The organism is Kitasatospora sp. NPDC001527, from assembly GCF_040298605.1.
Lineage (GTDB): Bacteria > Actinomycetota > Actinomycetes > Streptomycetales > Streptomycetaceae > Kitasatospora.
The window spans coordinates 41,969-53,085 of sequence record NZ_JBEPAM010000054.1 but is presented as its reverse complement, the minus strand read 5'-3'; the positions used below and the strand labels follow the sequence as shown (position 1 = coordinate 53,085).

Here is an 11,117-nt window from a genome sequence, read left to right as displayed (position 1 = left end):
CGTGGAGGAGTTCTTCCACCGCGACTGGGCCTCTCAGGCCCGCCACAAGGTGGGCGTCCCGGTGCTGCGGCTGTTCGCCAGCGACTCGTAGGAAGTCGGCGGGGCCGACTTCCTACTCCGCGGGGGGAGTCAGCGAATCTCGATGGTGATCGACTCGATGACGACAGGCTCCAGGGGGCGGTCCCCGGGTCCGGTCGGGGTGGCGGCGATGGCGTCCACGATCTTCTGGCTGTCGGGGTCGGCGACCTCGCCGAAGATGGTGTGCTTGCGGTTGAGGTGGGGGGTGGCGCGGGTGGTGATGAAGAACTGGGAGCCGTTGGTGTTCGGGCCCGCGTTGGCCATGGCCAGGAGGTAGGGCTTGGTGAAGAAGAGCTCGGGGTGGAACTCGTCGGCGAACTCGTAGCCGGGCCCACCGGTGCCGTCGCCGAGCGGGTCACCGCCCTGGATCATGAAGTTGCCGATGACGCGGTGGAAGGTCGTCCCGTTGTAGAGGGGCGCGGAGGTCGGAGCCCCGGTGGAGGGATCGGTCCACTCACGTGAGCCCTCGGCGAGTTCGACGAAGTTGCGCACGGTGCGAGGGGTGTGGAACTGGAAGAGCTTGGCGGTGATGGTGCCGTGGTTGGTCTTGATGACGGCGTAGTGCTGCGAGCCCATGGGCGGGGCACCTTTCGGAAGAGGTCAGACCCGCCCGATCCTGTCACGGGCTCACGCGGTGTTTGGGGCCCCGCTGGCTCTCGCGGCCGACCACGCTTGAATCAAAAGTGAGACGCGTCGGCCTCTCGCTCGGGAGCGAGAGGCCGACGTGGTGTCAGGCCCAGAGGGCGGCGTGATGGTCGAACTCGCCGACCTTCACATCCTTGAGGAATTTGGCGAAATCTACGGGAGTCGTGCGAATGATGACACTTTCGCTGTCTGACTCCCTCATCTCCACCACCCCGTCAAAGGTGCGAACTTCTATGCATTCGCCCGAGGAGCTGCTGAAAGATGACTTCTGCCAGTCTTTTTGGTGCACTTCAGTCCTTCAGATTCTGAGCCGTCTCGCCGATCAGCTCGCGTGACTCCTCTTCGGAGAGCGCCGCCTTCTCAATCCGCTGGAAAATTGCACGATAGCTCTCGATCTCGCTCGGCGCATCGAAGAAGATTGGGCCTCGCGAGGATTCTAGCTCCACCGTGTCGAGCTCAGGAACCTCGCCAATGCTGAAGATGAGGCTTTCGATCGCGCCTGGATAGGTGTGAGCCTTGAATGGGACCACGCGGATGCTGACATTGCCTCGATGCGAGTCCTCGATCAGGCAGCCGAGCTGCTGGCGGAGAGTCTGCGTGCCGCCGTAGCGTGTCAGCAGGCTCGACTCATGGATGTATGCCTCCAGCTTCTTGTCGGGATTGCGCATCAAGAAGTTTCGCCGCTGGGTGCGGAAGGCCGTGTGGAGATCGAGTTCGTGGATCGAAAGGCTCGGAATCCTTCTGCTGAACATGCCCTTCGCGTAGTCGCCGGTCTGAAGGAGGCCTGGAACGAAGGTCGATGTCCAGACCTTGATCGGACCGGCCGCGAATTCCTCGTGCTCGGCGGACTCGAGGAAGGCACTGTGAAGTACTCCTCGATACTCCTCCCACCAGCCCTTGTTGCGGTCCTGCGTCATGTTTCCGAGTGCCTCAATGAGTGGATCGTTGAGGCACTTGCAGGCTCCGGCTATCGCCCGGATTCGCTGGCGGCTGACACCGGCCTTCCCGCTCTCCATCTGGCTGACCTGGCTGACGTCGATGTCGAGGATCTTCGCGAGCTGGGGGCCGTTGAGGCCGGCAGCTTCGCGAATCCTCCGCAGCTCGGCGCCGAGCCTGCGTTGCCTGAGCGACGGGTGACGGCGTGGCGGCATGGTTCCTTCCCTGTGTGAGTAGGCCAAGTCTGCCGCGCGGTCGACTCGTCGGTCCACCAAAGGGTCCAGGCGGCACACCTTGGAGTGAGTTTCGACGTTCGTGGGATCAAATTTGGGACTCTTGGTATAGCTTCAAGGCGTCGGAACCCAACGGACCGTCAGTAGCGCCCCACTTCACGGGCAGCCGGTACCTGCTGCCCGGGCGCCGAAGAGCAACCACGCGTGACCTCCAATCCCGCCCTGGCCTGGCTCACGGCGACGTTCCCGCCGACCGACACCTCCCCACTCTCACCACCACCCCACGGGGGTTCACCATGCGTGCCTTCAACCCGCCCGACTGGTCCGCCGCCCGCAGCGAGCTGCGCAACCTCCTCACGTCCGCCGGCTGGCACCCCGACACCACCGCCGACGCCGAACTCGCCCTTCACGAGCTCTTCGTCAACGCCTGGCGGCACGCCGGCTGCCAGGCGCCCCGCGTCATCGTCGTCCTCAGCCCCCGCACCCTGCGGGTCTCGGTCTGCGACGACAGCCCCGACCTGCCCGAGCCCCGCCTCCCCGCCGACCCCTTCGCGGTCTCCGGGCGCGGGCTCCACCTCGTCCGAGCGCTCACCCACCGGTTCGGCGCCGACCCCACCAAGACCGGCAAGGTCACCTGGTTCGAGCTGGACGCCGCCGCGTGAACGCCCCCATCACCCCCAGCGACACGTACCTGCGCACCTACACCGAGCCCGAGGTCACCGCCCTCCTCCGCGAACTCCACGAGCGCGGCAAGACCTTCGGCATCCAGTGGGGCTCCGCCACCGTCAACGGCACCACCATCGACGGCCGCCTCCTCATCGACTTCGGCGACACCTCCCTCGCCACCCTCCTCAACCTCCTCGAACTCCTCCGCGAAGCGGGCCGGACGTGACCGGCTTCCTCATCGGCGCCGCCTTCGCCGCCCTCCTCGCCCTCGCCATCGCCACCGTCATCACCGGCGTCATCACCGCCCTCAAGGTCCACCACCACGCCGACGACGACCAGCCCAACTGACCCCCCGGAAAACCCGATCGAACACCCGCTTTCCGCTTGCTACGCTGCCTGAATGTCATCGGTCAAGAAGTTCCAGGTCACCTTCGACTGCGCGAAGCCCACCCTCCTCGCCCGCTTCTGGTGCGAGGTGCTGGGATACGTCGCCTCGCCGCCGGACGGGTTCGCCACGTGGGACGACTTCGACCGCTCGGACGCACCCGGCAAGGAGCCCCAGTACTTCCCCTGCACCGACCCCACGGGCGAGGGCCCGCGCGTGCTCTTCCAGCGCGTCCCCGAGGGCAAGGTCGTCAAGAACCGCGTCCACCTCGACGTCCGCGTCGGCACCGGACTCGTGGGGGAGGAGCGCCTGGCCACGCTCCAGGCCGAACGCGAACGGCTGACCGCGCTCGGAGCGACGTGCGTGCAGGTCCTGATCGCCGACGAGGAGAACGAGTCCTGCATCCTGATGCGGGACATCGAGGGCAACGAGTTCTGCCTCGACTGAGGTGTCACCCGGGCGGGTGGGCGTCCCGCAGTCCCCGGCGCGCCCGCCCGCACGCCCAACCCCCCTGCGGTACCCCTTCGATGCACGCATCCCCGCACCGAAACGGGTACCCATGACCCTCCGCCGTCTGGCGCAGGCCGCCCTGGCCCTGGCCCTCGCCTGCCCCGTCCTCGCTCCGGCCGCCCCCGCCTGGTCCGCCCCCGTCTCCACCCGGGCGGTCATCCAGCCCCCGCTCCCCGTCGAGGACTTCCCTCCGCAGGTCGAGCGCGCCTGCCACATCTGGTTCGACCTCGGCTGGCCCACCAACCCGCGCCCGGTCGACTTCCGCCTCCCCGGCCCGGAGTACATCCGCGGCAGCAACCCCTACGGCAACCGCAGCGGCGACCTCCCGGCCGGCGCCCCGTACCACGAGTACGACGTCAACCCCCGCCCGACGCCCACCACCCACCGCGACGCCGAGCGCCTGGTCCGCGACGAGGCCACCGCCCGCACCTGGTACACCTTCGACCACTACGCCAACTTCCGTGAGATCTCCAGTGGTTGCTGAGGAACCCCTCGGCCCGGCCCGGTGGGACCTCCTGCCGGGCCATCCCTGGGCCGGGTTCGCCGCCGGCGCCCACCAGCTCCGCCTCGTCCGCGGCGACCGCTGCCGCACCCGGGCCGCCCTCTTCGCGCAGTGGGCCGAATCCCTCGCCTTCCCAGGCTACTTCGGCCACAACTGGGACGCGTTCGAGGAGTGCCTCCACGACGTCCTCCACCCACCCGGTGCCGAGACCACCACCCGCCTCCTCGTCCTCGTCACAGCCGCCGACGCCCTCCTCGCCGACGAGCCCCCCGACCAACTCACCCTCCTCCTCGCCATCCTGGACACGGCGGCCGCCACCACCCTCTCCACCGACTCCCCGCTCCGCGTCCTGTTCACCACCACCCCACCCCGCGCCGCCGCCACCGGCCACCGCCTGCGCACCGCGGGCCGCGCCATCTGACCGCGCCGACCGCGCCGCAGCGGTGCCGGCGGCCCTGGAAGGGCGGCCAGTCCGAGTCGGGGGGAGGCGACACCTGCCTCCGTTCGAACCTCCCGCCCGTCCGACGGCCGGCGCCGGTCGATGGCGACGGCGGCCACCCAGCAGGCCTGGCAGGCATCGGCCTTCCCCGGCAGCCATAGGTACGGCGAGGCGGACAGGCCGTCCTTCCGGATCCCGCACAGCGTCGTCCCGAAGTGCCCATGGGCGTGGGAGACATCGGCGGGCAGCTCCTCGGACTCCGCCCGTTCCCAGCGCCGGTCCGGTGACACGTACTGCGGCCGCGAGATCTCGTCCACGCCGTGGCCCAGCTCGGTCCACGCGTAGCACCAAGAGCAGAACCACTGCTCCTTCACCGGTAGGTCCTACGGCATCCGGACGTCGGGTAGCGGTACCGGCTGCGTCCCGTGTCCACACACGTCACAGATCACGGCCGAACCATGCCATGCGGCCCCGACAGGATCTTCCCGGGCGCCCTGCGGAGCCCGCCGGTCAGGAGGTGACCTCCAGGAAGGCCAGCACCGCCCGCACCCGGCGGTGGTCCTCCTCCGAGGGCGGCAGGTCGAGCTTGAGGAAGATGTTGGCGGTGTGCTTCTTCACCGCCCGCTCGGTGATCACCATGCGCTCGGCGATCCCGGCGTTGGAACGTCCCTCCGCCATCAGTTGGAGCACCTCGCGCTCCCTCGGCGTCAGCCGGTCCAGCGGTTTGCGCCGTTCGGTGCCGCCGACCAGCATGGCGATCACCTGCGGGTCGAGTGCGGTGCCGCCCGCCGCCACCCGGTGGACCGTCTCCACGAACTGGTCGGGGTCGAACACCCGGTCCTTCAGCAGGTAGCCGATCGCGCCGAGGCCGTCGGCGAGCAACTCCTTGGCGTAGAGCTGCTCGACGTACTGGGAGAGCACCAGGACCGGCAGCCCGGGTATCCGCCGCCGCGCCTCCAGCGCCGCCCGCAGGCCCTCGTCGGTGAACGTCGGGGGAAGCCGTACGTCGACCACGGCCACGTCCGGGCGCTCGGTGAGCAGGGCCCGCAGCAGGTCCGGTCCGGTGTCCACCGCGGCCGCCACCTCGAAGTCGTAGGCCTGCAGCATCCGGACCAGGCCGTCCCTCAGGAGGAAGAGGTCCTCGGCGAGGACAACGCGCACGGCAGCTCCATGGTCAGGGTCGTGGGGCCGCCGTGCGGGCTGCGGACGGCCAGGAGTCCGTCGAAGGTAGCAAGCCGGCGTTCGAGGCCGCGCAGCCCGGTGCCGCGCGAGGGGTCGGCGCCACCCGTCCCGTCGTCGGTGACCTGGGCCTTCAGCAGGCCGTCCGCGTACCAGAGTTGGACGTCGACGCGGACGGCTCCGGAGTGCTTGGCGGCGTTGGCCAGCGCCTCCGAGACGCCGAAGTAGACGGCGGACTCGACCGGTGCCTCGGGGCGGCCCGGCAACTCGGCCGACACCGTCACGTCCAGCGGGCTGTTCATGCCCAACGCCCGCACCGCGTCGACGAGTCCGCGGTCGGCCAGGACCGGCGGGTGGATGCCGCGGACCAGGTCGCGCAGCTCGCCGAGGGCGGTCGCGGAGGCCTGGCGGGTCTCGGCCAGCAGCCGCTTCGCGGCCTGCGGGTCGCGCTCGACCAGCCGCTCGGCGATCCCCAGGTTCATGCCCATGGCCACCAGCCGGGCCTGCGCGCCGTCGTGCAGGTCCCGTTCGATCCGGCGCAGTTCGGCGGCCTGGGCGCTCAGCGCGTCGCGCCGGGTCTCGGTGAGGCGGGCCACCTCGCGCCGGGCGGCCAGCGCCTCCGTGCGGGCGGTGGGGCCGAGCAGCGCCTTGGCCAGTGCGGTGTGGGCGCGCAGCGCAGCGGGGGCGTGTGCCAGCCCGACCAGGACGATCGGCAGCCCGAGGACGGCGGCGGTCCAGGCGCTGCCCGCGTCCGTCACGTGCACCCACAGGATCGTGGTGTCGCCGCCATGGGCGGCTCGCGTCGCCCAGATCCAGGGCGACAGCAGGCCGAGGGCGCCGTAGGCGGTCACGGTCAGGGGGATCAGCAGCAGAGTGAAGCCGATGACCGGGTCGACGAACAGCCAGAGCAGGTCCCGCCAGGTGGCCGGGTCGGTGAGGACCGTCCGGCAGCGCGCCCAGACGCCACCGAGGCCGGGTGGGGCCTCGGGTTGCGGCAGGTAGGGTGCGCGGATCTCGGTGCGGGACCAGCGGGCGGCCAGGGTCCGCCGCAGTCCGGCCAGCCGGCGGGCCGCCAGGGCGACCGGCAGCAGCAGCGGGACGCCCACCCCGAGGGCCGTCAGGCCGCCGGCGAAGGACGCCGCGGTGAGCAGCGCCACCTGCGGTACCACGAACGCGGCCAGCACCGTGCAGCGCACCGCGGCCCGTAGGGCGCGGGGTACTGCACGCGTACGCCGTGCCTCGCTCCCCGCATCGGCCTTGTCGTCGCTCACGACCGTTCCCCCCTCCGCGCCGGCCTCGCGGCCGGCCCTCCCGCGTCTTGTTCTGCGTCCGCGGGTCCAGACTGCCGCAGTGTCGAGGCCCGATCACTGGGCCTCGGGCCACTCCTGGGGGGTACCTGGGTACACCGGGGGCCCCGCACGCCCTGCGGCTGCGAGGCCCCCGGCCTTCTCGGGCGGCGGTCAGCCGTCGGTGCGCGGCACCGGCCTCTGCTGGCGCAGCGAGATCCGGTTGCCGTCCGGGTCGGTCGCCTCGATGCGGAGGCCGAACGCGTACTCCTGCGGTTCGGGCTCGTCGAACACCACCCCGCGCTCGCGCCAGACCTCGAAGTCCTTCCGCAGGTCGTCCGACTCCAGGATGACCGGGCCGGGCACGGCCGCGCCCTCCTTCCGCGCCGGCTGGCCGGCGGACGCCGCGTGCGACCAGAGGATGATCTCGAACGGGTGGCCCGCGGCGCCCACGGTCAGGAAGCGCCCGTCGGGGCCGGGGTAGTCGATGCGCTTCTCCAGCCCCAACTGCTCGGTGTAGAAGCGCAGCGCGCGGTCCTGGTCGGTGACGTAGACCGTGACGTACATGACCTTGGTGAGCATGGTGTCGCCCTTCGGTGGCTCGGGTGTTCCGTCTCTGCCTGCCTGACGGATCCCGGTCGTCTTGTGTGACAGCCGCGTGGAAAGTCGGCCGGTCCGACTTCCCACTCCGCGCCCGTGTCGCCGCGCCCGGCGTTCCGTTGCCGCGCGTCATCGCCTCACTACCTTGAGCCGCACCGGCGGAGCCGCAACGGGGCGGCTCCGCTCCGGCCGAGAGGGAGTAGACGCATGAAGCGACGCACCGCCACCGTTCTCGGGGCCTGGCTGACGGCGGCCGCGCTGGCCGTCGGGGTGCCGAACACCGCGTACGCGGCCCACGGGGTGCTGATCATCGACGGTGCCGCGCACCCGGATCCGAGCGGGTGCATCCCGCTGGGCGACTTCGTCCGCCCGGTGGTGACCAACTTCACCGACTCGGCCGTCCAGGTCTGGACCGGGTCGGGCTGCACGGGCCAGATCGAGGCGCTCATCGCCCCGGGCACGATCTACGCGCCGCTCGCGAGCAGGAGCGTCTACGTGCCCTGACGCCAAGTCGCCCGAACGATACGACAACTATAGTTACCAATCTCGTGATTGGTAACTATAGTTGTCGCATGCCGACTCCCGAGATCACCCCCGAAGAGCAGTCCGCCCTCGCCGTCGCCCTCCTCGACGCCCTGAACCCGCTCGCCTCGGCGCTCCGCGCCCGGGCATCCGGGCAACCCGAGCACCGCATGTGGGACGCCGACCCGGCCGAGGTGGCGCTCACCGTGCTCGCCGCCTGGAAGACGGTGGACGCCGAGGTCAAGCGGCTGACGGAGATCGCGGCCGGCACCGCCGGCGCGTACGGCGCGAGCTACGAGCAGCTGGGCGCCGCCTGGGGCATCACCCGCCAGGGTGCCCGCAAGAAGTGGCCGGACGCCGTCCCCCGCCCCGCGGCCGCCGCGGCGGACCCGGTCACCCTCGAACTGTTCGGCGGCGAGGCCGAACTGACCCGGGACCGGGTCACCGGCCACTGGACCTGGACCGCCCGGGCCGCCGACGGCTCCTGCGGCACCCCCGCCCCCGACGCCACCCCGTGCACGAGCCGCGAGGAGGCGGCCGCCTACGCGGGCGCTTACCTCCGCGAGTTCGCCGCCGCTTCCCGCGCCTGAAAGCGGCGGGCCTGCTGCCCGACTCCGGCAGCAGGCCCGCCGGGCGGAACCCTCGGCTACAGCCGCAGCGGAGCCGGGGCGGCCGGTCGCCTCGCGGAGAGCCGCCATCCGGCCGGCACACGCACATACGTCACAGCGTTCCCCCCGTCTCCGTGGCGGACCACGGAACGTCCCACATCGAGAGATCCCCCGCCTGCTCCCCGACGGCGTCGCCGAGGGCGTCGGCCCCCGCGGACAGCTCGGCGTACAGCACGTCCCAGCTCTCGAACACGTCGGCCCCCCCGGCCCCCTGCTGGTTCTGCGGCAGCGTCCCCCGTGTCGGCCGCATGAACTCCTGCATACGTTTTCCTTCCCGTGACGGGGCCGGTGGTCGGTCGTGGGCTGATACGACGACCACTGGCCCTCGAGGCTCCTCTCTGGCGCCCCGACCCGGGCCCGCGGACCGACCGGGCGGCCGGCCCGCGAACCCTAGACGCGGACCCAGTCAGTCGGCTTCCCGGCGCGGCAGCGGGATCGGCGCCGTCCGCGCCCGCTCGTTCGCCCGCTTCAGCTCGCGGGAGACGGTGGACGCGGAGATCCCCAGGGTCTCGGCGATCTCCGCCCCCTTCCAGAGCCAGATGTGGTGGAGCTCCCAGATCCGCGCCTGCCGCTGGTCGCCGATCGCCTTGTGGACGATCCGCAGCAGCTCCTCGAACTCCAGCCGGGCGCCCGGCTGGTTGTCGCCGGGGTCCCCGGCTGTCGCGGGCCGGCTCCCCTCGGGGATCTCCGCCACCGGCTCCTCCCGGCGGACGGGAGCCGACCTCCAGTGGTCGATGGCCATCCGGCGCGCCACGGTGGTGGCGTAGGCGATCACCGGCCGGTGGAACACCGTCCCCTTGCGGACCTCGTTGATCACGACCATGCAGGCCTTGGCCGCGATGCTCTCGGCCGTCTGCTCGTCGTGCGTCATCTCGCGGAGACTGGTCACCAGGCGCGGCAGGAGGTCACGGACGAGCTCCTCGAGCTGCGCCTCGCTCATCGGCGCCGACGGGGACGGGCCATGGGCGCCCGCCCCTTCCGACTTCGCCATGGGCGTCCTTCCGTTGGACTTCGCGGGGGTGGTCCGTCGCCATCCCTCACTCCTCCGACGACGCGCAACTCCCTTTCCTTGCACGAGCAGTGGTGGCAGGGCGAGCACCCCGGCCCCGTCGAGGAGGCATGAAGCACTCCATCGTCCTGCTCACCGTGCCGCACGCCGTCCTCCTCGGCGAGGACCTGACGGGCTGGCGCACCGCGCTGCCGGCCGCGTTGCTGGCCGCCGTCGTCCTCGACGTCACCACCGCCGTGCTCCGCGGCGCCCTGCTGCGCGTACCGGGCGCCCTGCTCACCCTGCTGGTCGGCCCGCAGCTGACGGAGCCCGCCCGGCTCCGCCTGATGCCGCGGTGGCGCGCGGAGCTGTCGCGGCGGCTGGCCGCAGGCCCGCGCCGCCGGCGCCGCTACCTCGCCGCCCTGTGGTTCGTCCTGGCCCTCGCCTGGGGCGCCGCCAAGCCGTAGGCCCGGCGACCGACGGCCCTGGGCCCTGGGGCCGAGGGCTCCGGGCCCGGGGACGGATGGCCGGAGCGGCTCCATCCGCTTGGATGGCGGCATGGACGAACTCGCGAACGACCCCGAAGGCCTCACCGCCGCCCAGGTGGCGGCGTACCTCGACCGGATCGGGGCCGAGCGGCCAGGGCGGGCCGGGGCCGCCGAACTGGCGCGGCTGCAGGAGGCGCACCTGGACGCCGTGCCGTTCGAGAACCTGAGCATCCACCTCGGCGAGCCCGTCGTCCTGGAACCGGCCGCGCTGCTGGAGAAGATCGTCGCCCGGCGGCGCGGCGGGTTCTGCTACGAACTCAACGGGGCCTTCGCCGCGCTGCTGCGCGCGCTCGGCTACCGGGTCGACCTGCTCGCCGCCCGCGTCTTCGACGGCCCGCGGCCCGGGCCGCCGTTCGACCACCTCGCGCTGCGGGTGGAGGCGGACGGCGTCGCCTGGCTGGCCGACGTGGGCTTCGGGCGGTTCGCCCGCCGGCCGCTGCTCCTCGACGAGCGCGGCGAGCAGCACGACCCGGCAGGCCGGCTGACCGTCCGCCCGAGCGGGGACGGCGGCGCGGCCGACGACCTCGACCTCGACGTCGTCCTCGACGGCGAGCCGCAGTACCGGCTGGAGCGGCGCCCGCGCCGGCTGGCCGACTTCGTGCCGACCTGCTGGTGGCAGACCACGTCCCCCGACTCGCACTTCACCCGCGGGACCACCTGCTCCCGCCCCACCCCGGACGGCGGCCGGATCACCCTCACCAGCACCCGTGCCACCGGCGGTACCCGCCTGCTGCGCACCGCCCCCGACGGCACCCGCACCGAGGACCTGCTCGCCCCCGACGCCGCCCTCGCCGCCTACCGCACCCACTTCGGCTTCACCCTGGACCGCCTCCCCACCGCCCCCTGAGCAAGCGTCGGGCCGTCGCGGCGATCACCCGCCCCGGTGATCGCCCGGCCGGCCGGGCGCAGAACCGGTCCAGCCGCACCGCCGA

At 71.8% G+C, this 11,117-nt stretch carries 18 protein-coding genes and 1 pseudogene; 11 read left to right on the top strand and 8 right to left on the bottom strand.

The annotated features are described in order from the left end of the window. Positions 1–91 (top strand): annotated as a pseudogene (locus tag ABT238_RS33040) (indole-3-glycerol phosphate synthase); the annotation flags it as partial. A 38-nt stretch (positions 92–129) separates the two neighbouring features. Here ABT238_RS33040 and ABT238_RS33035 read toward each other — a convergent pair. The 3 genes from ABT238_RS33035 to ABT238_RS33025 all read right to left on the bottom strand — a co-directional run bounded on the left by ABT238_RS33035 (position 130) and on the right by ABT238_RS33025 (position 1,874). Continuing rightward, positions 130–654 carry a peptidylprolyl isomerase gene (locus ABT238_RS33035; protein ID WP_350570499.1) on the bottom strand — a complete coding sequence of 175 codons (525 nt, stop codon included), beginning with the start codon at positions 652–654 and terminating at the stop codon, positions 130–132. Positions 655–808: 154 nt separating this feature from the next. Next, on the bottom strand, positions 809–1,012 hold the full coding sequence (locus ABT238_RS33030; RefSeq protein WP_350802477.1) for a DUF397 domain-containing protein: 204 nt from the start codon (positions 1,010–1,012) through the stop codon (positions 809–811). Between the two features lies 1 nt (position 1,013). Continuing rightward, a complete protein-coding gene (locus tag ABT238_RS33025; protein ID WP_350802472.1) occupies positions 1,014–1,874 on the bottom strand; it encodes a helix-turn-helix domain-containing protein in 861 nt (286 codons plus the stop codon). A gap of 314 nt (positions 1,875–2,188) precedes the next feature. Here ABT238_RS33025 and ABT238_RS33020 point away from each other — a divergent pair, with 314 nt between their 5' ends. The 6 genes from ABT238_RS33020 to ABT238_RS32995 all read left to right on the top strand — a co-directional run bounded on the left by ABT238_RS33020 (position 2,189) and on the right by ABT238_RS32995 (position 4,376). Further along, positions 2,189–2,554 carry an ATP-binding protein gene (locus ABT238_RS33020; RefSeq protein WP_350802467.1) on the top strand — a complete coding sequence of 122 codons (366 nt, stop codon included), beginning with the start codon at positions 2,189–2,191 and terminating at the stop codon, positions 2,552–2,554. Beyond that, the gene (locus ABT238_RS33015; RefSeq protein ID WP_350802462.1) at positions 2,551–2,784 is read left to right on the top strand and encodes a hypothetical protein; all 234 of its coding nucleotides are present in this window, start codon (positions 2,551–2,553) and stop codon (positions 2,782–2,784) included. Before ABT238_RS33020 ends, ABT238_RS33015 begins: the two co-directional genes overlap by 4 nt. Continuing rightward, complete coding sequence (locus ABT238_RS33010) at positions 2,781–2,906, top strand: hypothetical protein (protein WP_350802457.1); 126 nt, start codon at positions 2,781–2,783, stop codon at positions 2,904–2,906. The genes ABT238_RS33015 and ABT238_RS33010 overlap by 4 nt, the downstream gene beginning before the upstream one ends. A 52-nt stretch (positions 2,907–2,958) precedes the next feature. Next, complete coding sequence (locus ABT238_RS33005) at positions 2,959–3,390, top strand: VOC family protein (RefSeq protein WP_350570489.1); 432 nt, start codon at positions 2,959–2,961, stop codon at positions 3,388–3,390. A 112-nt stretch (positions 3,391–3,502) separates the two neighbouring features. Further along, the gene (locus ABT238_RS33000) at positions 3,503–3,937 is read left to right on the top strand and encodes a ribonuclease domain-containing protein (RefSeq protein ID WP_350802450.1); all 435 of its coding nucleotides are present in this window, start codon (positions 3,503–3,505) and stop codon (positions 3,935–3,937) included. Continuing rightward, entirely contained in the window at positions 3,915–4,376 is a 462-nt protein-coding gene (locus ABT238_RS32995; RefSeq protein WP_350570485.1) for a barstar family protein, read from the top strand. Before ABT238_RS33000 ends, ABT238_RS32995 begins: the two co-directional genes overlap by 23 nt. A 528-nt stretch (positions 4,377–4,904) precedes the next feature. On the opposite strand, the gene ABT238_RS32990 is transcribed toward ABT238_RS32995, so the two are convergent. The 3 genes from ABT238_RS32990 to ABT238_RS32980 all read right to left on the bottom strand — a co-directional run bounded on the left by ABT238_RS32990 (position 4,905) and on the right by ABT238_RS32980 (position 7,441). After that, a complete protein-coding gene (locus ABT238_RS32990; protein WP_350570483.1) occupies positions 4,905–5,555 on the bottom strand; it encodes a LuxR C-terminal-related transcriptional regulator in 651 nt (216 codons plus the stop codon). Beyond that, positions 5,519–6,844, bottom strand: coding sequence for a sensor histidine kinase (locus ABT238_RS32985; protein WP_350802437.1), 1,326 nt, complete (start codon positions 6,842–6,844; stop codon positions 5,519–5,521). Before ABT238_RS32985 ends, ABT238_RS32990 begins: the two co-directional genes overlap by 37 nt. A 189-nt stretch (positions 6,845–7,033) precedes the next feature. Beyond that, positions 7,034–7,441, bottom strand: a complete 408-nt coding sequence (locus ABT238_RS32980; protein WP_350570479.1) for a VOC family protein — start codon at positions 7,439–7,441, stop codon at positions 7,034–7,036. A gap of 225 nt (positions 7,442–7,666) precedes the next feature. Here ABT238_RS32980 and ABT238_RS32975 point away from each other — a divergent pair, with 225 nt between their 5' ends. Then, a complete protein-coding gene (locus ABT238_RS32975; RefSeq protein WP_350570477.1) occupies positions 7,667–7,963 on the top strand; it encodes a hypothetical protein in 297 nt (98 codons plus the stop codon). Between the two features lie 68 nt (positions 7,964–8,031). Continuing rightward, positions 8,032–8,571, top strand: a complete 540-nt coding sequence (locus tag ABT238_RS32970; protein WP_350570475.1) for a hypothetical protein — start codon at positions 8,032–8,034, stop codon at positions 8,569–8,571. 130 nt (positions 8,572–8,701) lie between these two features. Here the strand turns inward: ABT238_RS32970 and ABT238_RS32965 are convergent, their stop codons facing one another. Beyond that, on the bottom strand, positions 8,702–8,911 hold the full coding sequence (locus ABT238_RS32965) for a hypothetical protein (protein ID WP_350570474.1): 210 nt from the start codon (positions 8,909–8,911) through the stop codon (positions 8,702–8,704). A gap of 144 nt (positions 8,912–9,055) precedes the next feature. Next, positions 9,056–9,640: an RNA polymerase sigma factor gene (locus tag ABT238_RS32960; RefSeq protein ID WP_350570472.1), complete on the bottom strand. Its 585-nt coding sequence runs from the start codon at positions 9,638–9,640 to the stop codon at positions 9,056–9,058. 128 nt (positions 9,641–9,768) lie between these two features. Here ABT238_RS32960 and ABT238_RS32955 point away from each other — a divergent pair, with 128 nt between their 5' ends. Together ABT238_RS32955 and ABT238_RS32950 are read left to right on the top strand one after the other, a co-directional pair. Then, positions 9,769–10,104, top strand: a complete 336-nt coding sequence (locus tag ABT238_RS32955) for a hypothetical protein (protein ID WP_350570470.1) — start codon at positions 9,769–9,771, stop codon at positions 10,102–10,104. A 91-nt stretch (positions 10,105–10,195) separates the two neighbouring features. Further along, positions 10,196–11,032 (top strand): arylamine N-acetyltransferase family protein, encoded by an 837-nt coding sequence (locus ABT238_RS32950; protein ID WP_350570468.1) that lies wholly within the window; start codon positions 10,196–10,198, stop codon positions 11,030–11,032. Positions 11,033–11,117: the final 85 nt, after the last annotated feature.